This is a genomic window from Metapseudomonas otitidis (assembly GCF_011397855.1).
Classification (GTDB): domain Bacteria; phylum Pseudomonadota; class Gammaproteobacteria; order Pseudomonadales; family Pseudomonadaceae; genus Metapseudomonas; species Metapseudomonas otitidis.
In genome coordinates this window covers 1,023,982-1,047,922 of record NZ_AP022642.1, presented here as the reverse complement: position 1 = coordinate 1,047,922, position 23,941 = coordinate 1,023,982, and the positions used below count along the sequence as shown (strand labels likewise).

The 23,941-nt window shown below is 67.3% G+C and carries 26 protein-coding genes; 18 read left to right on the top strand and 8 right to left on the bottom strand.

Annotated elements, in window-relative coordinates; all coding sequences use genetic code 11:
• Nucleotides 1–220: 220 nt before the first annotated feature.
• The 6 genes from PotMrB4_RS04955 to PotMrB4_RS04930 all read left to right on the top strand — a co-directional run bounded on the left by PotMrB4_RS04955 (nt 221) and on the right by PotMrB4_RS04930 (nt 5,301).
• Entirely contained in the window at nt 221–1,000 is a 780-nt protein-coding gene (locus tag PotMrB4_RS04955) for a hypothetical protein (RefSeq protein WP_172432670.1), read from the top strand.
• A 124-nt stretch (nt 1,001–1,124) separates the two neighbouring features.
• A complete protein-coding gene (locus tag PotMrB4_RS04950) occupies nt 1,125–1,661 on the top strand; it encodes a hypothetical protein (protein ID WP_172432669.1) in 537 nt (178 codons plus the stop codon).
• A 149-nt stretch (nt 1,662–1,810) separates the two neighbouring features.
• Complete coding sequence (locus PotMrB4_RS04945) at nt 1,811–3,046, top strand: TIGR03862 family flavoprotein (RefSeq protein WP_172432668.1); 1,236 nt, start codon at nt 1,811–1,813, stop codon at nt 3,044–3,046.
• A gap of 65 nt (nt 3,047–3,111) precedes the next feature.
• On the top strand, nt 3,112–3,723 hold the full coding sequence (locus PotMrB4_RS04940; protein WP_044410624.1) for a GNAT family N-acetyltransferase: 612 nt from the start codon (nt 3,112–3,114) through the stop codon (nt 3,721–3,723).
• 99 nt (nt 3,724–3,822) lie between these two features.
• The gene (locus PotMrB4_RS04935) at nt 3,823–4,830 is read left to right on the top strand and encodes a response regulator (RefSeq protein WP_044410626.1); all 1,008 of its coding nucleotides are present in this window, start codon (nt 3,823–3,825) and stop codon (nt 4,828–4,830) included.
• Between the two features lie 3 nt (nt 4,831–4,833).
• Nucleotides 4,834–5,301: a PAS domain-containing protein gene (locus PotMrB4_RS04930; RefSeq protein WP_107330384.1), complete on the top strand. Its 468-nt coding sequence runs from the start codon at nt 4,834–4,836 to the stop codon at nt 5,299–5,301.
• Nucleotides 5,302–5,874: 573 nt separating this feature from the next.
• Here PotMrB4_RS04930 and PotMrB4_RS04925 read toward each other — a convergent pair.
• Together PotMrB4_RS04925 and yedA are read right to left on the bottom strand one after the other, a co-directional pair.
• Nucleotides 5,875–7,191 carry a DEAD/DEAH box helicase gene (locus PotMrB4_RS04925; RefSeq protein ID WP_069560754.1) on the bottom strand — a complete coding sequence of 439 codons (1,317 nt, stop codon included), beginning with the start codon at nt 7,189–7,191 and terminating at the stop codon, nt 5,875–5,877.
• Between the two features lie 89 nt (nt 7,192–7,280).
• A complete protein-coding gene (yedA, locus tag PotMrB4_RS04920; RefSeq protein WP_160482280.1) occupies nt 7,281–8,177 on the bottom strand; it encodes a drug/metabolite exporter YedA in 897 nt (298 codons plus the stop codon).
• A gap of 157 nt (nt 8,178–8,334) precedes the next feature.
• On the opposite strand from yedA, the gene PotMrB4_RS04915 reads away from it, so the two are divergent.
• A complete protein-coding gene (locus PotMrB4_RS04915; RefSeq protein WP_044410636.1) occupies nt 8,335–8,853 on the top strand; it encodes an Lrp/AsnC family transcriptional regulator in 519 nt (172 codons plus the stop codon).
• Here PotMrB4_RS04915 and PotMrB4_RS04910 read toward each other — a convergent pair.
• Nucleotides 8,817–9,290, bottom strand: a complete 474-nt coding sequence (locus PotMrB4_RS04910) for an NYN domain-containing protein (protein WP_044410639.1) — start codon at nt 9,288–9,290, stop codon at nt 8,817–8,819. The genes PotMrB4_RS04915 and PotMrB4_RS04910 overlap by 37 nt on opposite strands.
• A 155-nt stretch (nt 9,291–9,445) precedes the next feature.
• Here PotMrB4_RS04910 and PotMrB4_RS04905 point away from each other — a divergent pair, with 155 nt between their 5' ends.
• From PotMrB4_RS04905 to PotMrB4_RS04895, 3 genes are all read left to right on the top strand, one after another.
• Nucleotides 9,446–10,000, top strand: a complete 555-nt coding sequence (locus PotMrB4_RS04905) for a cysteine hydrolase family protein (RefSeq protein WP_172432667.1) — start codon at nt 9,446–9,448, stop codon at nt 9,998–10,000.
• Nucleotides 10,001–10,127: 127 nt separating this feature from the next.
• Complete coding sequence (locus PotMrB4_RS04900; protein ID WP_172432666.1) at nt 10,128–10,790, top strand: hypothetical protein; 663 nt, start codon at nt 10,128–10,130, stop codon at nt 10,788–10,790.
• Nucleotides 10,791–10,917: 127 nt separating this feature from the next.
• A complete protein-coding gene (locus PotMrB4_RS04895) occupies nt 10,918–11,337 on the top strand; it encodes a VOC family protein (protein ID WP_044410647.1) in 420 nt (139 codons plus the stop codon).
• 4 nt (nt 11,338–11,341) lie between these two features.
• Here the strand turns inward: PotMrB4_RS04895 and PotMrB4_RS04890 are convergent, their stop codons facing one another.
• The gene (locus PotMrB4_RS04890; protein WP_373874427.1) at nt 11,342–12,103 is read right to left on the bottom strand and encodes a substrate-binding periplasmic protein; all 762 of its coding nucleotides are present in this window, start codon (nt 12,101–12,103) and stop codon (nt 11,342–11,344) included.
• Between the two features lie 213 nt (nt 12,104–12,316).
• On the opposite strand from PotMrB4_RS04890, the gene PotMrB4_RS04885 reads away from it, so the two are divergent.
• Nucleotides 12,317–13,360 carry an endonuclease/exonuclease/phosphatase family protein gene (locus PotMrB4_RS04885; RefSeq protein ID WP_172435042.1) on the top strand — a complete coding sequence of 348 codons (1,044 nt, stop codon included), beginning with the start codon at nt 12,317–12,319 and terminating at the stop codon, nt 13,358–13,360.
• On the opposite strand, the gene hrpB is transcribed toward PotMrB4_RS04885, so the two are convergent.
• Complete coding sequence (hrpB, locus tag PotMrB4_RS04880; RefSeq protein ID WP_172432665.1) at nt 13,361–15,877, bottom strand: ATP-dependent helicase HrpB; 2,517 nt, start codon at nt 15,875–15,877, stop codon at nt 13,361–13,363. It lies immediately after the preceding gene.
• A gap of 129 nt (nt 15,878–16,006) precedes the next feature.
• On the opposite strand from hrpB, the gene PotMrB4_RS04875 reads away from it, so the two are divergent.
• From PotMrB4_RS04875 to PotMrB4_RS04850, 6 genes are all read left to right on the top strand, one after another.
• Nucleotides 16,007–16,426, top strand: a complete 420-nt coding sequence (locus tag PotMrB4_RS04875) for a hypothetical protein (protein ID WP_044410656.1) — start codon at nt 16,007–16,009, stop codon at nt 16,424–16,426.
• Between the two features lies 1 nt (nt 16,427).
• Complete coding sequence (locus PotMrB4_RS04870) at nt 16,428–16,931, top strand: DinB family protein (RefSeq protein WP_044410658.1); 504 nt, start codon at nt 16,428–16,430, stop codon at nt 16,929–16,931.
• On the top strand, nt 16,928–17,815 hold the full coding sequence (locus tag PotMrB4_RS04865) for a cation diffusion facilitator family transporter (RefSeq protein ID WP_172432664.1): 888 nt from the start codon (nt 16,928–16,930) through the stop codon (nt 17,813–17,815). The genes PotMrB4_RS04870 and PotMrB4_RS04865 overlap by 4 nt, the downstream gene beginning before the upstream one ends.
• A gap of 365 nt (nt 17,816–18,180) precedes the next feature.
• Nucleotides 18,181–18,660, top strand: coding sequence for an Lrp/AsnC family transcriptional regulator (locus PotMrB4_RS04860; protein WP_044410664.1), 480 nt, complete (start codon nt 18,181–18,183; stop codon nt 18,658–18,660).
• 191 nt (nt 18,661–18,851) lie between these two features.
• Nucleotides 18,852–19,055: a DUF2788 domain-containing protein gene (locus PotMrB4_RS04855; protein WP_021221994.1), complete on the top strand. Its 204-nt coding sequence runs from the start codon at nt 18,852–18,854 to the stop codon at nt 19,053–19,055.
• Nucleotides 19,056–19,133: 78 nt separating this feature from the next.
• Nucleotides 19,134–19,526, top strand: a complete 393-nt coding sequence (locus PotMrB4_RS04850) for a globin (RefSeq protein ID WP_044410677.1) — start codon at nt 19,134–19,136, stop codon at nt 19,524–19,526.
• Between the two features lie 32 nt (nt 19,527–19,558).
• On the opposite strand, the gene PotMrB4_RS04845 is transcribed toward PotMrB4_RS04850, so the two are convergent.
• Nucleotides 19,559–20,191 (bottom strand): pseudouridine synthase, encoded by a 633-nt coding sequence (locus PotMrB4_RS04845; RefSeq protein ID WP_394354019.1) that lies wholly within the window; start codon nt 20,189–20,191, stop codon nt 19,559–19,561.
• Between the two features lie 82 nt (nt 20,192–20,273).
• On the opposite strand from PotMrB4_RS04845, the gene PotMrB4_RS04840 reads away from it, so the two are divergent.
• Complete coding sequence (locus PotMrB4_RS04840) at nt 20,274–21,356, top strand: MBL fold metallo-hydrolase (RefSeq protein ID WP_172432663.1); 1,083 nt, start codon at nt 20,274–20,276, stop codon at nt 21,354–21,356.
• A gap of 66 nt (nt 21,357–21,422) precedes the next feature.
• Here PotMrB4_RS04840 and PotMrB4_RS04835 read toward each other — a convergent pair whose 3' ends face one another.
• Nucleotides 21,423–22,232, bottom strand: a complete 810-nt coding sequence (locus PotMrB4_RS04835; RefSeq protein ID WP_172432662.1) for a hypothetical protein — start codon at nt 22,230–22,232, stop codon at nt 21,423–21,425.
• A 148-nt stretch (nt 22,233–22,380) separates the two neighbouring features.
• Nucleotides 22,381–23,853: an AMP nucleosidase gene (gene amn / locus PotMrB4_RS04830; RefSeq protein WP_044410687.1), complete on the bottom strand. Its 1,473-nt coding sequence runs from the start codon at nt 23,851–23,853 to the stop codon at nt 22,381–22,383.
• Nucleotides 23,854–23,941: the final 88 nt, after the last annotated feature.

The window sequence follows — 23,941 nt, the reverse complement described above, 5'->3', positions numbered from 1 at the left end:
GCGGGTATTTTTCAGGTGCGTTCATCCGGCGCGCTGCCAAGGACTCCCGGATCGAATGAGTAATCTCTACGCCGGCTTTCTGAGTGATCTATGTGTATCGTGTTATATCTCAATCAACGGCACTCCAGTGAACCAGCACTAAAGCCCTACTTCGCGGATTGAGACAATTCATGAATGAAATCTCGATTACATTTTCAGAGCTATTTGGAGCCACCTGCGAATGAGCATTTCCAAATCACTTTTAATAGCAGTGCTATTTTTCTCTACCACATGTAAAGCACAGTGCAACCTAGTAAACGATGAAAAAATAAGCAATCCCATAAAAATATCCGAGTCCTTATATGTTGTCTTTGGCAAAGCGCAGCTACCAGAAGAAGGACCTTCTGAAGAAAACTATCAAATCACCCTATCCACTTATAACTGCATCACAAAAAAACTTATAGAGTTCGACCGACTGCACTATCTAGCAAACCCTGGACGAATCGCCGGGGCTACTTTTATAAACAACCCCAGCAAGAACGGGGAACTTTTATTTATCATTCAAGCCACAGAAATAAGCAACACAGCGACAGGAGTGAACTATTCAAGTGACTACTATAACGTTCGCGCATACAGAAAACACAACCTAGAATTTAACCTGGAAAATGCTCAAACAAATTTTTTCGGTGCAGGCGGGGATATATATGACGAAAAAGAAAACACAACAACCTACCACTTCCCCTATAAAGACATCGCGACAATAAAAAAAATAATCACCACCAGAGATTATTTCGATTTAGTTTCTGGAAAAACCATCAAAAAAGAAATACTTCAAAAAACCCACTTACACGCAGAACCCCTAGAGAGCAAAAGCACAAACAAATACTTAGTCGAAGGCGACCTAATTGAATTAAGTGATCAAACATCCGGATGGTGCTTAGCTGGGTACAAAAACCCAAGACACGGACTTATTCAGGGATGGATCAACTGTCAAGACATAAAGAATCTTTTCAATAATTAGAGGCTTTTACGAAACCATAGTAAAACCAGTAAAAAACATGCAAAAAAGAACACCTCATAGAGAACTGAGGCACTCTGAATTTCTTATCAAGATAATCTTTCTTTATTTTAGCAAGGAGAAATAGATGCGCCGGATTTTTATAGCAACAATTCCGTTCATTTTTTCATCGAGCGCTTTATCGGAAACAACTCCATGCCATTACAGCGATAGCATTGTGCATGGCCCTTTCAAGAATCAATTAATTAGAAATTCTGAAATTTATTTCTCCGAATCACAAGAAAAACACTACCCCATTTACATGATCGCCTCGATAAAAAACAATGGACAGTGTGAAAAAGAAATAGTTATCGACAAATATGATTATGCAGGAGGCCCGCCGATCATTGAATCACTATTCTTTTATAAAATAGGCCACAAAATCAACGTTATAGCTATTATTTCTTGGAACATAAACAGTCGCGGACTCGGAACCTATGGCAAAGGCTATCAAGTCTACGCTTATGAAAATGGAAAACATGGCCTCATAGGCAATTACTTAATAAATCGAAATCCCGACACAAGTGGAATGGAAGGATATCAGGAGGGAAAACCAGTACACTTCAAATTAAAAACAGCAGAGGACGTCAAAACTTATATAGATCGCCATCTGAACCATCCATAGAAACACGCTACTCCAAGCACAAAAGATGACACTCTACTGCCTACAACCAGAGTTTTCACAAGCTATTAAATAGCCTCTGACATCCCTCACCACCGCCCCAACCATCACCCTGCTAGAATGCGCGCCACTCCAATCAGCCCCTGCCTTTCATGACCCAGCCCCTCCCCTGCGTCGCCGTTGTCGGCGGCGGCCCTGCCGGCCTGATGGCCGCTGAAGTCCTGGCCCGTGCCGGTGTACGTGTCGATCTCTACGACGCCATGCCGTCGGTGGGGCGCAAGTTCCTGTTGGCCGGTGTTGGCGGTATGAACATCACCCACTCCGAGCCGCTGGCCCCCTTCCTGGGGCGTTATCGCGAGCGGCGGGACGAAGTGGCCGCCCTGCTGGAGGGGTTCGATGCCGAGGCGTTGCGGGGGTGGATCCATAGCCTGGGGATCGACACTTTCGTCGGGACGTCCGGGCGGGTGTTTCCCACGGACATGAAGGCCGCGCCACTGCTGCGGGCCTGGCTCAAGCGCCTGCGCGAGCTGGGGGTGCAGGTCCACACGCGGCACCGCTGGCTCGGCTGGGCCGAGGGCGGTGCGCTGCGCCTGGCCACGCCGGACGGGGAAGTCCACGTCGAGGCCAGCGCCTGCCTGCTGGCCCTGGGCGGCGGCAGCTGGGCACGGCTGGGTTCGGACGGGGCCTGGGTGCCGCTGCTGGAAGCCCGTGGCGTGCCGGTGCAGCGCCTACAGCCGAGCAATTGTGGTTTCGAGGTGGCGGGCTGGAGCGCGCTGCTGAAGGAGAAGTTCGCCGGCGCGCCGATCAAGCCGGTGGCCATGGCCCTGGACGACACGCCGCCGCGCCAGGGCGAATTCGTGCTCACCGAGCAGGGCGTCGAGGGCAGCCTGGTCTATGCCCTGTCTGCCGCGATCCGCGAGCGTATCAACCGGGATGGCCAGGCCACGGTGTACCTCGACCTGCTGCCCAACCAGCCTGTGGAAAAAGTCCGCGCCGCCCTCGCTCGCCCCCGGGGTTCACGCTCCATGGCCAAGCACCTGCACAGCCAACTGGGCCTGGACGGCGCCCGTGCCGGCCTGCTGCGGGAACTGTCCAGCCAGGCGGATTTCGAGGACCCGGCGCACCTGGCCGCCGTGATCAAGCGCCTGCCCCTCACCCTGGTGCGCCCGCGCCCGCTGGACGAAGCCATCAGCTCCGCCGGCGGCGTGCCGTTCGAGGCGCTGACCGAGGGCCTGATGCTGAAGGACCTGCCCGGGGTCTTCTGCGCCGGGGAGATGCTCGACTGGGAGGCCCCCACCGGCGGCTACCTGCTCACCGCCTGCTTCGCCAGCGGCCGGCGTGCCGGCCTCGGCATGCTGGACTGGCTGGGAATCGACGCACCGGCGTGACGGCCACTTGGAAAACGGAACCATCGTGCTAGATTTCGCCTCTCCCCCGCGCAGTCGAAGTCACCATGCCGTTGACCTTCCGCCCCGCCGTCGCCGCTGATGCCCCCGCCATCGCCCCGCTGGTCTACCGCTCGGGCCCGGCCGCCTTCGACTACGCCTTCAGCCACGGCAAGCGCCACGCGCTCGACTTCCTGCGCTGGACGCTGGCCCGCCCGGCCGGCGAGTTCGGCCATGACCTGCACTGGGTCGGCGAGCTGGACGGGCGCATCGTCGCCACCGGCGCGGCCTTCAGCGGCGCCCGCAACCTCGCAAACAGCCTGGCGGCGCTGGGCCAGATCCTCGGCTTCTACCACCTCGGCGCCCCGGCGGTGATCCGCCGGGGCCTGCAGCTGGAGCAGGTGATCCAGCCGCCACCGCGCGACGCCTGCTACCTCGCCCACCTGGGCGTGGCCGACGACCTCACCGGCCAGGGCATCGGCCGCCAGCTGATCGACCACCTGCTGCACCTGGGCCGCCTGGAGGGCTACCACCGCGCGGCGCTGGATGTTTCCGCCGCCAATCCCCGCGCTCAGGCGCTGTACGAACGCCTGGGCTTTCGGGTGATGCTGGAGCGCCCGTCCGGCGTGCCCGGCATCGCTGCCCACCGCTTCATGGTGCGCCCCCTCGACGCGCGCTGAAGAACACCCCACAGAGAAGGTGCAAGACGGCTTCCGGGGCGCTCCTCACAGCGTCTATGCTTGCTTTCACCTCCCAGCAGTCCACGGCGGAACCGCTCAGTGATCCCCCTTCTCGTCTGCGACGACTCGATGATGGCGCGCAAGCAATTGATCCGCGCGCTGCCCCCGGAATGGCCGGTGTCCATCACCCAGGCCAACCACGGGGAAGAAGCCATGGCCGCGATCCGCCAGGGCCTCGGCCTGGTGGTGCTGCTCGACCTGACGATGCCGGTGATGGACGGCTACCAGGTACTCGCCCAGCTCCGCGCCGAGGGCCTCAAGGCCCGCGTGGTGGTGGTGTCCGGCGACATCCAGGACGAAGCCCAGCGGCGGGTGATGGAACTCGGCGCGCTGGCCTTCATCAAGAAGCCCGCCGACCCCGACGAACTGCGCGCCACCCTGTTGCGCCTGGGGCTGATGCGCCCCCCGGCCGACGACGCCCCGCCGGTGGACCTGCCGCCCCGCGAGGAACTGTCGCTGAAGGTCAACTTCCGCGACGCCCTGCGCGAGGTGACCAACGTCGCCATGGGTCGCGCCGCCGCGCTGCTGGCCAAGGTGCTCGGGGTGTTCGTGCAGTTGCCGGTGCCCAACGTGAACATCTTCGAGGTCAGCGAACTGCACATGACCCTGGCCGACGCCCAGCGCGGCGAGCGGCTGAGCGCGGTGTGCCAGGGCTTCATCGGCGACGCCATCGCCGGCGAGGCGCTACTGCTGTTCCACGACTCGGAGATCGCCGACATGGCGCGCCTGCTGCGCTGGCAGCCGGCCGACGACAACGAGACCTCGGAGATGCTGCTGGACCTCGCCAGCATCCTCATCGGCGCCTGCCTGGCGGGCATCGCCGAGCAGATCGACGTGCGCTTCTCCCAGGGCCACCCGCAGCTGCTGGGCCAGCACGCCTCCATCGAGCGGCTGATCCAGCTCAACCGCAGCCGCTGGAAGAAGACCCTGGCGGTGGAGATCAGCTACAGCCTGGAGGGCCACGACATCCACTTCGACCTGCTGGTGCTGTTCACCGAAGAGGCCATCCCGCGCCTCACCCACAAGATCCGCTACCTGATGGACTGACCCATGCCGGCACAGATCGATATCAAGGAAATCCACTGGCTGCTGGACATCGTCCAATGCATCGACGTCGGCGTGGTGGTGGTGGACCGCCAGTACCGCGTCGAGGTGTGGAACAGCTTCATGGAGAACCACTCCGGCCTCGGCCCCGACGAGGTCCACGGCAAGCCGCTGTTCGAGCTGTTCGCCGAGATCGACGAGACCTGGCTGCGGCGCAAGGTGGACAGCGTGGTGCAACTGGGCACCCGGGCCTTCAGCCTTTGGGAACAGCGCCCGTACCTGATGCGCTTCGACAACTACCAGCCGATCACCGGCGAGGAAGCCTTCATGTACCAGAACGTCACCCTGCTCCCCCTGGGGGGCGCCAACGGCCAGGTAGACCACCTGTGCATCGTCATCTACGACGTCACCGAAGTGGCCCGCTACAAGCTGCAGGCGGCTGCCCTGCGTGCCGGCAAAGGCGGCGAGGCCTGAGCCCGACTATTCACAGAACCTGTGGATAACCTTGTGGACAGCGGGTGGATGCCGAGCCCGGCCCCAGCAGGGGCCGGCCCCTGCCCGAACTGATCATTTTTCGTACAAATCCGAAACCGCGGAATCGCCTGCCGGCTAACAGATCAACCGGCTCCAGGCAAGCCTGCAGCTGCCCACAAAAACTGTGGAGGAGCCTGTGGACAACTCGTAGAGAACTGCCTGAAAGCCCCATGAATACTGGCGTTCCAGCCAGCGAGCAGAATTCGTACAGCATACGGAAAAGGGAAATTTCCCTGGGGATTGTCGACGAACCGGCGCCTGCCATCAGACGCGGGAAAAGGCAATACCCGCCGTCGCGTTTCAAGGCCGCGAACTAGAGCGGCGGGATGCCGCAGGGGGTATTTTCTGCCCCCATTTCCTGTGGAACGGATTGTGGATAACTCGTGGAAAGGCCAGGCGGAGCCAGGCACGGCGGGGGCTGGAGCGGGTTGATCGGTTATTGAGCAGCGCGCTCAAATTCCAATTGGCGATAACGCAATACCCCGGCGAACCGGGGTACTACGCCGAAGCGAGTCAGCCCTTCTTGCCACGGGAGAAGCCGGGGCTCTTGCGCACCGCCTTGACCTTGGGCTTCTCGCTGTCGATCCAGTTGCCCAGGCGCGCGGGCTTGCCACCGGCCGCCGGCTCCTTGGGCTTCTTGGGTTTCTTCGGCTTCTTCAGGATGGCGCCGCTGGCGTCGGTGACCGGCACCCGGTGGTCCGGCTCGAACCCTGGCTCCTCGCGGCGCTCCAGGGTCTGGCGGATCAGCACCTCGATGGCCGAGAGCAGCTCCACCTCGTCGGCGCACACCAGCGACACCGCCTCACCGGTGGCCCCGGCACGCCCGGTACGGCCGATGCGGTGGACGTAGTCCTCGGCGACGATGGGCAGGTCCAGGTTCACCACCTGGGGCAGGTCGTGGATATCCAGGCCACGGGCCGCCACGTCGGTGGCCACCAGCACGTCCACCTCCCCGGCCTTGAACCGCTCCAGGGCCCGCAGGCGCGAGGGCTGGGGCTTGTCGCCGTGGATCGAATCGGCGGCGATGCCGCGCGCGTGCAGCACCTCCACCAGTTGGTCGACGCCCTTGCGGGTCTTGGCGAACACCAGCACCTGGCGCCAGCGGTGCTGCTCCAGCAAGTGCAGGAAGAGTTCGGTCTTGCGCTTCTTGTCCACCGGCACCAGCCACTGGCGCACACTGCGGGCCGCCGCGTTGCGCGGGCTGACCTCGATGCTCAGCGGGTCGCGCAGCAGGTGGCGGGCCATCTGGCGGATGGCGTCGGAGAAGGTGGCGGAGAACAGCAGGGTCTGCCGGCGGCGCGGCAGGGCGACGAAGAGTTCGTCCAGCTCACGGGCGAAGCCCAGGTCGAGCATGCGGTCGGCCTCGTCCAGCACCAGCGCCTGCAGCTGGCTGAACTTCACCGCGTTCTGCCGGTACAGGTCGAGCAGGCGGCCCGGGGTGGCCACCAGCAGGTCGATGCCCTTGCGCAGCTTCATCATCTGCGGGTTGATGCTGACCCCGCCGTACACCGCGTAGGTGCGCAGGGGCAGGTGCTGGCCGTAGGCCTGGAGGCTCTGGTGGACCTGCTCGGCCAGCTCGCGGGTGGGCACCAGCACCAGGGCGCGCACCGAGTTGGCCGCCACCTGGGGGCCTTCCTGGGTGAGCTTCTGCAGCAGCGGCAGGGCGAAGCCGGCGGTCTTGCCGGTGCCGGTCTGGGCCGCGGCCATCAGGTCGCGCCCCTTGAGCACGGCGGGTATCGCCTCGGCCTGGACCGGTGAAGGGGTCTGGTAGCCGAGCCCGTCGAGGGCGCGCAGCAGGGGTTCGATCAGGCCAAGGGATGCAAAGGTCATGGAAAACAGCCGGCAGGATGGAAAGCCGACATTCTAGGGCCTTGCGGCCTCGCCGGCACGCTGGGCTGGCGCCCGGCGTGCCACAGCACTCAGGCCCGGGCGCTGGCGCGGGATGGACGCCACTGGGGCAGGCCGATGAGCACCACCGCGCTGATGATCACCAGCATCGCCAGCCCCTCCTCGGCGCCGATGTGCTCGCCGGCGAAGCTCACCCCCAGCAGCACCGCCACCACCGGGTTGACGTAGGCGTAGCTGGTGGCCGCTGCCGGGCGCACGTGCTTGAGCAGGTAGAGGTAGGCGCTGAAGGCGATGATCGAGCCGAACACCACCAGGTAGGCCAGTGCTCCCCAGCCGGCCGGCGTGGGCAGGCTGGTCATGCGCTCGCCGCTCAGCGCGCTGCCCAGCAACAGGGCGACGCCACCGGCGAGCATCTCCACCGCGCTGGCCATGGGGCCGGCGGGCAGCGGCAGTTGCTTACTCCACATCGAGCCGAAAGACCAGCTGGCCGCCGCAAAGAGGATCAGCGCCGCCCCCAGGGGGCTCGCCTGCAGGTTGGAGCCCAGGTTGAGCAGGGCAATGCCCGCCAGGCCCAGGGCGATGCCGGCCCATTCCAGGCCGCTGGTGCGCTGGCCCCAGATCAGCCCGAACACCAGGGCGAACAGCGGCACCGTCGCCACTGCCAACGCCGCCACGCCGGAGGCCACGCCCAGGTGCTCGGCCAGGGTCACGCCACCGTTGCCGCAGCTCAGCAGCAGCACACCGATCACCGCGCCGGCCTTCCACTCGCGCCGGCTCGGCATCGGCGCACCGCGCCAGCGCAGCCAGGCGAACAGCAGCCCGCCGGCAATGACAAAGCGTACGCCGGCCATCAGCAGCGGCGGCCAGGATTCCACGCCAATGCGGATGGCCAGATAGGTGGAGCCCCAGATGACGTAGAGGGCGAAGAAGGAGGCGATCAGCAACAGCGGCGATGCGCGCGAAGACATGGCAGGACTCGTCGTTCCGATGACAGGGTCACCTATTCTATGCAAGGCTCTAGCGCCCCAATAAGAAGACAAACCTTCTTGTATGGGGCATGAACCTTTGAAAAAAAGGCAATTGCGTCTATCAGCCTTGTTTTCCACAGAAGCACCCGGAGCCCCCATGGACAAGTACGACCGCCTGCTGCTCGCCGCCCTGATGGAGAACGGCCGCGCCACCTTCGCCGAGCTGGGCCGGCGGGTGAACCTCTCCGCCCCCGCCGTCGCGGACCGGGTGGCCAAGCTGGAAAGCGCCGGGGTGATCACCGGCTACCACGCCTCGGTGGACCTGGCGAAGGTCGGCCTGCCCATCGAGTGCGTCATCGAACTGCGCCTGACCGACCACGAATCCAAGCGCACCCTCGAAGCCCTGGCGCGCATCCCGCAGATCGCCCTGTGCCACCGCATCACCGGGGATGCCTGCGTGCTGATGAAGGCTGCCGTGGCCTCGATGCCGGAGCTGCAGGACCTGCTCGACCACCTCAGCCAGTACGGCGCCAGCAAGACCTCGCTGATCCTCTCCACCCCGTTCGAGCAGCGCATCCCAGCGCCCCTGCAGGTGCAGGCACCCCGCGCCGAACCGACCCGGCGCAAGGCGGCGGAGGCTCAGCGCAGCAGCAAGTCGCCGTCGATCGGCACGTAGTGGCTGGCGGCGCGCACCAGTGACTGCGCGGTGAGGCCGGGCACGCCATAGGCGACGGCCTCCAGGCCACGGCTGCGGACGCGCTCCAGCAACAGGTCGAAGTCGCCATCGCCGGAGGCGAGCACGATGCAGTCCGCCCTGTCGCAGGCGTCCAGCACGTCGATGGTGATGCCCACGTCCCAGTCGCCCTTGGCCGAGCCGTCGGCACGCTGGATGAAGGGTTTGAGGCGGACCTGGAAGCCCAGGTTGCGGAGGATCTGCTGGAACTGCCGCTGGCGCGGGTCGCCACGGTCGATGGCGTAGGCGGTAGCCTCCACCAGACAGCCCTGCTCCGACAGACTGCGCCACAGGGCACCGTAGTTGAAGTGGCAGCCGTAGACGTGGCGCACCGTGTAGTAGAGGTTCTGCACATCGGCAAACAGGGCGATCTTCTTCACGGGGAACCTCGGTGAACAGCGGCAAGGGCGGCAGTATGCCAGCCCCCGGCGCCCTCGCGCCTGCCGAGTTGCCACCAGCCTGTGCACCGGGGGCTGACGGCGCCCAAAGGCGCGGGCAGAATCGCCCCTCTCGCCACGCAATGGACGGCACAACCATGCACACCCCGGCAGCCCTGCTCATCATCGACCAGCAACGCGGTATCCGGCGGGTCGCCACGCCCCGCAACCACCCTGAAGCCGAAGCCCGCATGGCCGAACTCCTGGCCCTGTGGCGCGAACGCGGCTGGCCGCTGGTGCACATCCGCCACATCTCCCGCGCCCCGGCCTCGGTGTTCGCTCCCGGCCAGGACGGCGCGCGCTTCCAGGACGCCTTCGAGCCCCGCGCGGACGAAGCCGTGCTGGAAAAGAACGTCACCGATGCGTTTACCCACAGCCAGCTGGAACGCTGGCTGCACGTGCGCGGGCTGCGCGCGGTGGTGGTGGTCGGCGTCGCCAGCGAGAACTCGGTGGAAGCCACGGCCCGCAGCGCCAGTTGCCTGGGCTTCGCCACCACGGTGGTCAGCGATGCCTGCTACACCTTCGCCAAGCCCGACTGGTCCGGCCGGCCGCGCACCGCCGAGGAGGTGCACGACATGGCCATGGCCAACCTCGCCGGGGAGTACGGCCGGGTGCTGGACTGCGCCACCCTGCTGGCGGAGCTGGGCGCATGATCGTCGCCCACCTGCCGACATCGGTTGCCGGAGGCCAACGCGCCAAAGCAGCGTGCCAGCGCGTTTTTGAGACGTTGCCGGGCATCGTCTAGAGTTCGTTTACAGCCCTGAATTTTGGCGCCCGTCGATGAATCCCCTCCTCCTGCTGCGCGACTCCTGCTACTTCTTCAGCCGGCATGCCAGCCAGATCGCCTTGCTCTGCCTGCCGTTCATCCTGCTTGAGGCGCTGGTCCAGCAACTGGCCGCGCTGTGGTTCGAAGGCCCGACACCGGCGGCGGCGCAGCTGCTGATCCGGCTGTTCTTCTACCCGATGTACACCGGTGCGCTGATCCTCTTCGTCGACAGCCGCAGCAGCGGCCTGCGCCTGCGCCGCCAGCAGCTCTGGGCCATGGCCCTGTGGCGCTGGCCGGGCTACGCGGTGCTGGCGGCCTTCACCACGTTGCTGGTGATGCTCGGGTTGTCGCTGATGATCCTGCCGGGGCTGTGGATCATGAGCCGTCTGGCCTTTGCCGAACTGCTGCTGGTGATCAACGGCCTCGCCCCCATGGAGGCCATGAAGGAGAGCTACCGCATGACCGGCGGCCACTTCGTCACCGTCTTCTGCTGCCTGCTGCTGGCAGTGGGGCCGATGTGGGGCTTCGAGTGGTGGATCGGCGCACAGCTCGGCGAACACCCCGATCCCCTCGGCAGCCTGCTGGCCGACTGCCTCGACGCGGGCCTGCAGCTGTTCGCCAGCGTGCTGATGTACCGGCTGTTCAGCCTCCTGGCAGAGCCGGCAGCGGAACGCTGAACCCCGTTCGCAGGCTGTTGAAAAGCGCGCCGGTACAAAGCGGGAACGGCCGCAGAGAGCGTTTCGACGCCGTTGGTTCTTCAACTGCCTGCTAGGCTCGGTGGGTCCCCCTGAAGGAGAACCCGCCATGGAAAGCAACCCGAGCATCCTTTCCCACGTATCCCTGGGCAGCAACGATTTCGACCGTGCCGTCGCCTTCTACGACCGGGTGCTGGCCACCCTCGGCTGCCGCCGTGTCGTCGAGCACCCCGGGGCGGTGGCCTACGGCCGCGAGTACCCGGAGTTCTGGATACAACGCCCCTACAACGGCGCCCCGGCCAGCGTCGGCAACGGCACCCACATCGGCTTCTTCGCCCCGGACCGTGAGTCGGTGGACGCCTTCTACCAGGCCGCCGTCGCTGCCGGTGCCCGCCCCGACGGCGCGCCGGGCCCGCGCGAGGAATACGGCGCGCCCTACTACGGCTGCTTCGTCCGCGATCTGGACGGGCACAAGGTGGAAGCGACGTTCTGGGACCTCAGCCAGGACTTCGAACTGGTGGTGGACTGACCCTTCACTCCCGGGGCGGCTGGTAACGCGCCGCCGCCCGCTGTATCCAGCCCTCCGCCTGCATCTGCTCCAGTGCCTTGGCAATGCGCTGGCGCTCCGCCGTCAATGGCCGCTGGCGGGAAAAGCCGATGTAGAGGTCGGTGCGTGCCTCGGGCTGGTAGGCGGTGCGCAGGATGCGTCCGGCCAGGTGCGGGTCACGCAGTTCGTAGTCCACCTGGCAATCGGTGCCGATCACCACCTGCAAGCGCCCGAGGGCGAGCATCTGCAGCAGCTGCGCTTCGTTGTTCACGCCGAACTTGGCCAGGTTCCGGTCCGAGTCGAAGGGCTCGAAGTAGGCGGACTCCAGCACGAAACCGATGGTGGGGCCCTTGAGGTCCGCGTAGTGGCGGATGCGCGGCGCCACCTCCGGCGAGGCATACAGGCGCGGCGCGCAGGCGTAGTAGGGCTGGGCCAGGTAGTCGATGTAGCGCTCGCGTTCCGGGGTGCGCGCCAGCCCGGTCATCAGGTCGGCGGTGCCGCCCTGCAGCGCCGCCAGGCCCCGGGCCCAGGGCGCGCGCTGCACCTCGAAGCGCAGCCCGGTGCGCCGCTCGAGCTCTGCCAGCAGGTCCATGTCCAGGCCGGTGATGCGCCCGTTCTCGCCCTCGATGCGAAAGGGCGGCCAGTAATCGGTCATCACCCGCAACGGCGGCGGCTCGTCGGCCAGCAGCGGGCCGGCCAGCAACAGGGCCAGGCTCATGGCGAGGAAGGGTGAAACGAACTTGCGCATGCCGGCTCCCGGGAACGAACGCAGCGGCAAAGCCTGCAATTCCCTTGCCGTTCGGCTCGGCCTCGAATGCTGGAGGATAACCTCCGGCCGGCCCGATCGGCCGCTGCACAGCGGCCTGGGCACCCTGAAGCATAGCCGCTGGCCTTCGCTTCGCTGGGCCGCTGGATGGGCCTCGGGTATGCTGCCCCGCTCATGCCCAGCCAGCCCGGACCGATGCCCACCTTCCTGCGCCGTCTCCTGCTCTGCCTGCTGGTCGTCGGCGTCGGCCTGGCGGCGCTGGCCTATGTACTGACCTGGCACCCCGCCCCGCGCGAGGCATTGCCGGTGGCCTGCAGCGCCGACACCCCGCCGCTGCGACAGGGCCAGGCCGTGAAGGTGATGACCTGGAACCTCCAGGCCCTGGCCGGCACCCGCCTCACCTTCGCCCACGACCTCACCGACCGCGACGACGCCACCCACCACCTGACCCCCGCCGACCTGGCCTACAGCCTGGACGAGGCGGCACGGGTGATCCGCGACGAGCAGGCCGACGTGGTGCTGCTGCAGGAGCTGCAGGACGGCGCCCGCGCCAGCGCCTACCAGGACCAGGCTGCCCTGCTCGCCGAGCGCCTCGCCGACCTCTACCCCTGCAGCACACGGACCTTCTACTGGAAGGCCGCCTTCGTGCCCGACCCCGCCGTACTGGGCAGCGTCGGCACCCAGCTGGTCATGCTCAGCCGGGTTCGCCTGGACGCCGCCGAGCGGCTGCAACTGCCCGAGGCCGGCGGCCTGTTCGGGCCCAAGGCGGCGCTGCTGCTGGGCCATGTGGCGGTGCAGGGCGGCGGCCGCCTGGCGTTGCTCACCACCCACCTGGACGACGGCCAGGGCGACGCCACGCTGCCGGAGCGGCAGGTGGCCATGGTTCGCAGCGTGCTGGATGAGCTGGAGAACCGGCAGCAACCCTGGGTACTGGGCGGCGACCTCAACCAGGCGCCACCGCTGGCGGTACGTCGACAGGGCGAGCGCGATGCACTGGAGCCGCTGTGGAACCGCTACCCGCTGGTGCCGTCGCGCCAGGCCAGCCAGGCCAACAGCGACGGGCAGTGGTCCACCCGCTTCCCGCAGCCGGACGGCGGCAGCGGCGAAACCCTCGACTACCTGCTGCACAGCCCGCGCCTGGCATTGCTGGATGCGCGGGTGCGCAACGCGGACACCCGGCGCATCGCCGATCACCTGCCGCTGGTGCTGCGGGTGCTGCTGCCACCCGACGCGCCCTGATCAGCGCCGGGGCTTGGCGCGGGCGGTCGGCTCGGCCACCAGCGGGTCGTCCGGCCAGTAGTGCTTGGGGTAGCGCCCCTTGAGGTCCTTCTTCACATCCGCGTAGGTGGTGCGCCAGAAGCTCGCCAGGTCCTGGGTGACCTGCACCGGGCGGTGCGCCGGGGACAGCAGGTGCAGCTTCACCACCTGGCGGCCACCGGCGATGCGCGGGGTGTCGGCCAGGCCGAACAGCTCCTGCAGGCGCACGGCGAGCACCGGCGGCTCCTCGTTGTAGTCCAGGCGGATCGACGAGCCCGAGGGCACCGCCAGGGTGCGCGGGGCCAGTTCGTCCAGGCGCTGGGGCAAGGGCCAGGGCAGCAGGCCGGAGAGGATGCCGCCCAGGTCCAGGTTGGCGAAGTGGGCCAGGCGGTTGACCTTGCCCAGCCAGGGGCCGAGCCAGTCATCCAGGCTCGCCAGCAAGGCGGCATCGCTGACATCCGGCCAGTCGCTGCTACCGCGCTCGGCCAGGTCCAGCCGGCGCAACAGGGCGATGCGCGCCTGCCATTGGCGCAGCTCCGGGGTCCAGGGCAGCAGCTCCAGGCCCTTGCGCCGCACCAGGGCCACCAGGGCGCGGGTGCGGGCGGCTTCGTCCAGCCCGGCCAGGGGCTCGCGGGCCAGCACCAGTTCGCCGACCCGGCGTTGGCGTTCGGCGCGCATTACGCCCTCGCGTTCGTCCCAGTCCAGCACGTCCAGGGTGCCGACCTGTTCGGCCAGCGGCCCCTCGAACAGCGCCGGGTCCAGTTCGGCGGCCAGGTAGATGCGTTCCTCCCGCTGACCCTGGCGGCTGCCGAGGTCGGCGATCACCAGCCAGGGGCACTTCATCAGCGCATCGGGTTCGGTGAACAGCGCCGCGCGGCCATTGGCCAGGCGATATTCCCCCCCGCCCGCGCGCCGCTGCTGGGCCACGCGGTCGGGGTAGGCGAAGGCCAGCAGGCAGCCCAGCCAGCGCGGATGATCGGGATCGGCCACGGCCTCGCCGGGCTGCCCGCGCAGGTAGCTGCGGAACTGCCGGGCCAGTTGCCGGGCACGTTGCACGCCGCCCCGGGCGCCACGTGCGGCCGGGCTTTCGCCGGCCAGCAGGGCCAGGCGGCTGTGCAGGTCGGCGCCGCCGCCACGGAGGATGTCGCGCTCCCCCAGCAACGCCGCCACGTCGCACGCCAACGCGCCCAGGCCGAGGGCCTGGCCGCGCAGCAGCAGATGGGCGATGCGCGGGTGGGCCGGCAGCTCGGCCATGGCCTGGCCGTGGCGGGTCAGGCTGCCCTGCCCGTCCAGCGCGCCCAGCCGCTGCAACAGGTCGCGGCCCTGGGCGTAGGCCGCCGCCGGCGGCAGGTCGAGCCAGGCCAGCTCGCCGGGCTCCACGCCCCAGCGCGCCAGTTGCAGGGCCAGGCCGGTGAGGTCGGCCTGGAGGATTTCCGCCGTGCCGTAGGCCGGCAGCTGGTCGTGCTGGGTCTCCGACCACAGCCGGTAGCACACGCCGGGTTCCAGGCGGCCGGCACGTCCGGCGCGCTGAATGGCGGAGGCGCGGGGGATGCGCTGGGTGTCGAGGCGGGTCATGCCGCTGGCCGGGTCGAAACGCGGCACCCGTTCCAGGCCGGCGTCCACCACCACGCGCACGCCGTCGATGGTCAGGCTGGTCTCGGCGATGTTGGTGGCCAGCACCACCTTGCGCGTGCCGGCCGGCGCCGGCTCGATGGCGGCGCGCTGGGCGGCCAGGTCCAGCTCGCCATGCAGCGGGCAGAGGTGGATGTCGTCACGCCCGGCCAGGGCCTCGCCGAGCTGCTCGGCCACCCGGCGGATCTCGCCCTGCCCGGGGAGGAACACCAGCAGGCTGCCGGGCTCGTCGGCCAGGGCCTGCAACACGGTCTGCACCACCCGGGGCTCCAGGTGCTCGCCCGGCTGGCTGGCGCGCCCCCAGCGCACCTCCACCGGGTGCATGCGGCCTTCGCTGCGCACCACCGGGGCGTCGTCGAGCAGCCGCGACAGGCGCTCGCCCTCCAGGGTGGCGGACATCAGCAGCACCTTCAGCGGCTCGTCACGCAACAGCGCGCGGCCGTTGAGGGTCAGCGCCAGGGCCAGGTCGGCATCCAGGCTGCGCTCGTGGAATTCGTCGAAGATCACCAGGCCGACGCCCTCCAGCGCCGGGTCGTCCTGCAGGCGCCGGGCGAGGATGCCTTCGGTCACCACCTCGATGCGGGTGCGCGGGCCGACCTTCGACTCCAGGCGGATGCGGTAGCCCACCCGCTCGCCAACGCCCTCGCCCAGCTCGGCGGCCAGGCGCTCGGCGGCGGCGCGGGCGGCCAGCCGGCGCGGCTCCAGCATGAGGATGGTCTGCCCGGCGAGCCAGGGCTCGTCCAGCAGGGCAAGGGGGACGCGGGTGGTCTTGCCCGCGCCGGGCGGGGCTTCGAGCACCGCCTCGTGGCGACCGGCCAGTGCCTCGCGCAGGGCGGGCAGTACGGCATCGATGGGGAGTGGATTCATGGGGGCTCCAACGCAGGGCGGCGATTATAGCGGCGAACCGCCAGCCCTTTCGTGTGGTCTCAGGTGTGCTTCAGGTTTTGCCCCGAACGCCTTGGTATAGTGACGCCATTTTTCTGCATGGAGCCGTATATGCGCCTGAAAACCCGCCTGATCGGCGGCGCCGTCGCCGCCGCGCTGCTGACCCAGTTGACCGCCTGCGGCACGCTGTTCTTCCCGGATCGCCGTGGCCAGATCGAAGGCAAGATCGACCCGGTGGTGGCCGCGCTGAACGCCATCGGCGTGCTGTTCTACGTGATCCCCGGCCTGATCGCCTTCGGCGTGGACTTCGCCACCGGCGCCATCTACCTGCCGGGCAACGAGACCGCCCACGTCGCCCCCGAGCGCCTGCGCGAGGCCATCGGCAGCGACGGCCAGGTCGACAACGCCCGCCTGAAGGCGATCATCGAGCAGGACACCGGCCGCAACCTGCCGCTGGACGACCCGCGCCTGATCCGCCACGCCGGCAGCCTGGAACAGCTGGCAGCCTACGGCCTGGCCCCGGCGGCCTGACATGCGCGCCCTCGCCAGCCACCACGACCGGCTCCTGGCCTACCACGGGTGGGCCAACCGGCGTCTGCTGGCGAGCCTTGAGGGCCTCGACGAGGCCCGCTACCGCGCGGATTGCGGGCTGTTCTTCGGCTCCATCCACACCACCCTGAACCACATCGCCGTGGCCGACCGCATCTGGTTCGCCCGGGTGCTGCACCTGCCACGCCCCTTCGAGCGCCTGGATGCCGAGGCCGCGCCGGACCGCGCCGGGCTGGCCGCCGTGCTGGCCGAAGGCGTGGGCCTGTGGCGGGCCTGGCTGGCGGGGCAGGACGACACCGGCCTGCTGGCGCCCCTGGAGTACCGCAACCAGGCCGGCGAGCGCTTCCAGCGCAGCCACACCGAGATCCTCGCCCACCTGGTCAACCACGGGACCCACCACCGGGGCCAGGTCACCGCCGCCATGAGCGCCCTCGGCCTGGAAACCCCGGTCCTGGACCTCCTCTACTACACGCCGAAGCAGCCATGACCACACCGGAACACCACGCCCGCCTGCTGCGCCAGGTCACCGCCGCCTCCCTCTCGGTCGCCCTCACCCTGGTGCTGGCCAAGGCCGTGGCCTGGTGGCTGAGCGGCTCGGTCAGCCTGCTGGCCGGCCTGACCGATTCGATGCTGGACAGCGCCGCCTCCTTCCTCAACCTGCTGGCGGTGCGTTTCGCCCTGAAGCCGGCGGACGACGACCACCACTACGGCCACGGCAAGGCGGAATCCCTGGCGGGCCTGGCCCAGGCGCTGTTCATCGCCGCCAGCGCCGTGCTGGTGGGCCTGCAGGCGGTGGAGCAGATCCGCGACCCGCAGCCCCTCGGCGCCCAGGCGCTGGGCATCGCGGTGATGCTGCTGTCGCTGGTGCTGACCATTGCGCTGCTGGCCTTCCAGCGGCACGTCATCCGCATCACCCACTCCACCGCCGTGCGCGCCGATTCCCTGCACTACCGCTCGGACCTGCTGCTCAACAGCAGCATCCTGCTGGCGCTGGTGCTCACCAGCCTGGGCTGGGACCAGGTGGACGGCTTGTTCGGCCTGGGCATCGCCGCCTACATCCTGTGGAGCGCCATCGGCATCGCCCGGGAATCCATCGGCGTGCTGATGGACCAGGAGATCGACCCCGACGTGGGCGAGCACATGCACCAGCTGGCCTGTGGCGTGCCCGGCGTGCTCGGCGCCCATGACCTGCGCACCCGCGTCTCCGGCCACCACTGGTACGTGCAGCTGCACCTGGAGCTGCCCGGCGAGATGCCGCTGTCCGAAGCCCACGCGCTGTGCGTGCAGGTGGAAGACGCCATCCGCGACGCCTACCCGCGCGCCGACGTGCTGGTCCACGCCGACCCCATCGAGGTGGTCCAGGGCCACTAGACGGCCTCGCTGCACCAGCGGCCCATCTCCATCCCCGAACTGCAGGCATAAAAAAAGGAGGCCCGTTCCATGGGCCTCCTCTCGGGGTAATTCGTCCTGTGCTGGCGATTGTGTCGCTGCTTTCGTCGCCTGCCTGGTTGGGCAGTGCGGACCCGGGGGCCTGCTCGAACCGGTGGGTTCGGCGGCGCCGACGCACCTGATTGGGCGGGTCGGTTGGACATGTGTCCGGGCCGTGAAACTGGAGAGAATCTTACGTCGGGCAGCGCGACAGAGGATTGCGAAGATTGCTGACTGAACTATCATCTGCGCAACGATTCACCAAAATAAGCAGAAAATCAGCAACTCAAAATAAAAAGGCGCCTGAAATGGAAAAACTCGATCGCTACGACCTGAAGATCCTCGCCGAATTGCAGCGCGACGCCCGCATCTCCAACCAGGAGCTGGCCGAGCGCATCGGCCTGTCACCCTCGCCCTGCTCGCGCCGGGTGAAGCAGCTGGAGGACGACGGCTACATCATCCGCCAGGTCGCCCTGCTGGACCGCAAGAAGCTCGGCCTGAGCCTGACCGCCTACGTGCTGATCGGCATGGACCGCCACACCCCGGAGCGCTTCGAGCACTTCCAGTCGGTGATCCGCCAGTGCCCCGAGGTGCTGGAGTGCTGCCTGGTGACCGGCATGGAGGCGGACTACCAGCTCAAGGTGGTGGTGCCGGACATGGACCACTACCAGCAGTTCCTGCTGGGCCAGCTCACCCGCATCGAGGGCGTCACCAGCGTGCGCTCCAGCTTCGTGCTCAACCAGGTGCTGAGCAGCACCGAGCTGCCCCTGGGGCATCTGCGCAATTGAACCAATGAGTGGCAGCGCGCAGGGGCGGGCATCGCGTATAATGCGCCCCGCCTTTGCTGTGCCCCGCGTGGTTTCGCCCATAAGAGCCTGCCGGCTCGCATAACTACTAACCGCATCCCTCGCCCTCCACGGCATCCAAGCCTGGTCGCTCGCGGCCGGGCCTGAATCGTTTCGCTGTACGAGGTTGACCAATGAGCCCCGAAAAATTCGAAGAATGGATGATGACGGCGATGATCGCCGGCCTGGTGCTGTTCATGGCGTTCATCGTCTGGGACCTGGCCAAGAAGTCCAAGGCCGGCCGCTTCGGCACCTTCATCCTGTTCCTCGCCCTCGGCCTCGGCGTGCTCGGCTTCGTGATCAAGTCGCTGGTGATCGGCGGCCTCGAAGGCATGTAGCCAACCTCACCCGATCCGTCCGGACCGCCTGATGGCGGGGGCTCGGGCGGTTTCGTTCACCGTTGCCCAGGAGAACACATGAACGCTACCGATCGCGTCATGCAGAGCTATGGACGCTGCTGTGCCAGTTCCGGTTTTTTCGACACCTTCTACAAGCTGTTCCTCGCCAGCTCGCCGATGATCCGCGCGAAGTTCGCCAACACCGACATGGCCGCGCAGAAGCACCTGCTGCGCCACGGCATCCTCAACCTGGTGATGTATGCCCGCGGCATGCCGGACACCAAGCTGCGCGCCCTGGGCGCCAGCCACTCCCGGGAAGGCTTCGACATCCGCCCCGAGTACTACGACCTCTGGGTCGACGCCCTGCTGAGCACCATCAGCGAGCACGACAAGCAGGCCGATGACGGCGTGCGCGCCGCCTGGCGCGAAGTGCTCACCAAGGGCATCAACGTCATCAAGTCCCACTACTGATCCACGGACGGCCCGCCGCGCTGCGGCGGGTGTCAGTCCAGCCGCGCCGGCACCTCGCGCCACTGCCCCGGCTCCAGGCCATCGAGGCCGAAGGGGCCGATGCGCACGCGCACCAGGCGCAGGGTCGGCAGGCCCACCGCCGCCGTCATCCGCCGCACCTGGCGGTTGCGCCCCTCGCGGATCACCAGCTCCAGCCAGGCCGTCGGCACGCTCTTGCGAAAGCGCACCGGCGGGTTGCGCGGCCACAGCGCCGGCTCGTCGATCAGCCGGGCCTCGGCCGGCAGCGTCGGCCCATCGTTCAGTTCCACCCCGTTGCGCAGGCGCTCCAGCTGCGCCGCATCGGGCGTGCCCTCCACCTGCACCCAATAGGTCTTGGCCAGCTTGTGCTTCGGGTCGGCGATGCGCGCCTGCAGGCGGCCATTGTTGGTCAGCAACAGCAGCCCCTCGCTGTCACGGTCCAGGCGCCCGGCAGGGTAGATGCCGGGCTGGTCGATGAAGTCCTTCAGGGTCGCCCGGCCCTGGTCGTCGCTGAACTGGGTGAGCACGTCGAACGGCTTGTTCAGCAGCACCAGGCGCGGCTCCACCGGCGGCGCCTTGGCCACCCGGCGCGGAGCGGCCTGGGGGCGACGGGAAGCAGGGCGGGAAGGACGGGGCGGGCGCGACATGCCTGGTTACCAGCGGATATGGACAGGGGAGCGGAGGCGCATGCTAGGTTGTGCCCCTCCCCGCCGCAAGAGTAAGGACACCATGCCCCGCGCGTTGCGCCCCACCTGGCTGATCAGCCTCATGACCCTCGCCGGTTGTGCCGGCACGCCCTACCAGGGCCCCGTCAGCGATCATTTCGACGGCCAGCGTTTCCAGAACATCGAGCCCAAGCCGCACAAGGACTTCTGGTCCTTCATGCGCTGGCAGCTCAACCGCGAGAAGAGCCCCGACTGGGTCGAGCAGCCCACCGCGGCCTTCACCCCCGAGGTTCCCACCCGCGTCGAAGGCGACGAACTGCGCGTCACCTACATCAACCACGCCACGCTGCTGATCCAGCACCGCGGGTTGAACATCCTCACCGACCCGGTGTGGTCCGAGCGGGTCAGCCCCCTCAGCTTCATCGGCCCGCGCCGGCACCAGGCGCCCGGCCTGTCCATGGACCAGCTGCCGCCCATCGACCTGATCCTGGTCAGCCACAACCACTACGACCACCTCGACCTGGACACCCTGCGCAGCCTCGCCGAGCGCTTCCCCCTGGCCCGCGTGGTCACGGGCCTCGGCAACGGCCCGCTGATCCGCGAGACCGGCTTCGCCCGCGTCGACGAGATCGACTGGTGGCAGGCCCTGCCCCTGGGCGACGGACTGACCCTCAACGGCGTGCCGGTGCAGCACTGGTCGGCGCGCACCCGCAGCGACACCAACCGCACCCTGTGGCTCGGCTTCGTGCTGGAGTCCCCGGACGGCCCGCTGCTGTTCCCCGGCGACACCGGGCTGGGGCCGGAATTCCGCCTCATCCACCAACGTTTCGGGCCGCTGCGCTTCGCCGCCCTGCCCATCGGTGCCTACGCCCCACGCTGGTTCATGCGCGACAACCACATGAACCCGGACGACGCCGTGCAGGCCCACAAGCAGCTGGATTCCCAGCACAGCCTGGCCATCCACTTCGGCACCTTCCAGCTCACCGACGAAGGGCAGTTCGACCCGCCCCGCGAGCTGGCCAAGGCCCTCGACTACTGGCAGGTGGACCCGGATCGCTTCCGCGTCCCCAGCCCCGGCTACCAGTGGCAGGTGCCCACCCTGGACCGCCTCGGCGCGGCTGACCTGGTCCAGGCCAGCGGCCTCTGAGCCACACCCCTGCACCATGAAAAAGGGCCGCATCATGCGGCCCTTTTGCTTGCGACACGCCCAGCCTCAGGCCAAGGCAGCCGGCTCCGCCCGGGCGGCGGACGGAATCTGACGGAGCCAGCGTGAAACCGCCCACTCCCCCGCGATGAAGGCCAGGAGCAGGCCGAGCTGCAGCAGCAGCGCGATGTAGAACGGCTTGAACACATGGCCGACCTGGCGCTTCAGCAGGTCCAGCAGGAACTCGGCCTGGAACAGCTGCTCCACACGCGCATCGAGCACCCCGGCCAGCACCTGCTTGTCGAGCCCGCTGTAGCTCGCCGCCTCGCTCACCGCCATCTGGCCCACGGCCTTGCCGATCAGGCTCGCCCGCAGGCGGTCGAGCAGGTCCAGGGCCAGGCGCTCGGCCAGCGACGCCTCGGCGCGGGCATCGGCTTCCTCCTGCTGCTCGCTGCGCAGGTACTCCAGCGCCAGTTGATTGAGCGCGGCTTGCACACTGGACCCGCGCAGGGCCTGCAACTGGCGCTCGTCCTGGGCTGCCACGTAGGCCTGGAAGTCCTGCCAGGTGTCATCGGCCAGCCGCTGCACCGCCGGTGCATAGCTGTCCAGGTGCCGGTTGATCTGCTGCTGCCCGCTGTACAGCAGCCCGCCCTGGAACCCCAGCACGCCTCCGACCAGCGGCAGCAGCAGGAAGTACAGCTTGAGCGTCCAGTGGTGCCAGCGCTTGCTGCGGGCCAGCCAACCGCCGCGATGCAGCAGGATGGCCAGCACCAGGCCGGCGACCGTGCCCAGCAACAGCGCACCGCTGATCCAGGCGAACAGGCTGAGGAAACTGAAGGGCTCCCAGAATGCTGCGAGTAGGTGTTGGGCCTGTTCCATTGGTGTCACCTCGTTCGTCCTTGGGGGGCCGCAGCTTAAATCGAAACCCGAGCACGCGACTGGCGAGCCGTTCACTGAAGAGCGTCCGACTTTTCAGTCCAGGCAGAAAAAGGGCCGCATCACGCGGCCCTGTGTCATCAGGAGCGGCTCAGCGGAACGGCGGCTCGTCGAAGCTGCGCAGCTTGCGCGAGTGCAGCGAGGTGAGCTGGTTGCGCAGCAGGTCCAGCGCGGCGATGCCGATGCGCAGGTGCTGGCTGACCGCGCGCTGGTAGAAGGCACTGGCCGAGCCGGGCAGCTTGATCTCGCTGTGCAGCGGCTTGTCGGACACGCACAGCAACGTCCCGTAGGGCACCCGCAGGCGATAGCCCTGGGCGGCGATGGTGCCGCTCTCCATGTCCACCGCCACCGCCCGCGACAGGTTGATCAGCGGGCGCTCCTGGGCCCAGCGCAGCTCCCAGTTGCGGTCGTCGTAGGTCAGCACCGTGCCGGTGCGCAGGCGCCGCTTGAGGTCCTCGCCACGCTCGCCGGTGACCAGCGCCGCCGCGTCCTGCAGGGCCTGCTGCACCTCGGCCAGGGCCGGCAGCGGGATGTGCGGCGGCAGCACCCGGTCGAGGATGCCGTCGCGGCGCATGTAGGCGTGGGCCAGCACGTAGTCGCCGATGGTCTGCGACTGCCGCAGCCCGCCGCAGTGGCCGATCATCAGCCAGCAGTGCGGGCGCAGCACCGCCAGGTGGTCGGTGATGTTCTTCGCGTTGGACGGGCCGACGCCGATGTTCACCAGCGTCACCCCGTGGCCGTCGTTGGCGATCAGGTGGTAGGCCGGCATCTGGTAGCGGTGCCACACCACGCTGTCGATCACCGCCTGCACGGTCGCCTCGTCCATGTCCCGGTCCACCCGCACGTTGCCGGGCAGCACCATGCTGACGAAGCGCGGGTCCTCGCGCAGCTGGGTCACCCCGTGCTGGATGAACTGGTCAACGTAGCGGTGGTAGTTGGTCAGCAGGATCCACGGCTGCACATGGCGCCAGTCGCTGCCGGTGTAATGCACCAGCCGGCGCAGGGAGAAGTCCACCCGCGCCGCATCGAACAGCGCCAGGGGCAGCTCCTCGGCGCTCTCCCAGTCGTACAGCCCGTCGGCCACGCCATCGGTGGCGGCGGACAGGTCCGTGCTGGGGAACACCCGCGCCAGCGCCGCAGCGGTCACATCGGTGCCGGCCAGTTCGTCGCCGCTCTCCACCACGTAGGGATAGGGGATGTTCCGCTGGCTCATGCCCACCTCCACCTGCACGGTGAAGTCGCTCATCAGCGGGCGCAGCTGCTCCAGCAGGTATTTGCGGAAGGCATCGGGGTGGGTGACGGTGACGCTGTAGGTGCCCGGCACTTGGATCTTCGCGTAGGCGCGCACCGTGGACGGCACCTCGCCCTGGCAGCGGTAGGTGACCCGCAGCTCGGGGTAGCGGAACAGCGCACGCTGCTCGGCGCTCGGCTCGGTGCGGGACTTGAGAAAGAGCTTGAGGGCCTGGCTGAGGGCCGTGGTGGCCCGCTGATGCAGGGCGGTCAGGCGGTCGACCGCCTCTTCGGCGGTGTGGACAACGAGAAACTCGACGGAATCCTGGGTCACGAGGTGTGCATCCTGTCTGGGCGTACAGGGGGCTATCTTGCGCCCATCGCCCTTCGGCGGCCAAGCCGAGCAGCGCGTGCCGCTGCGT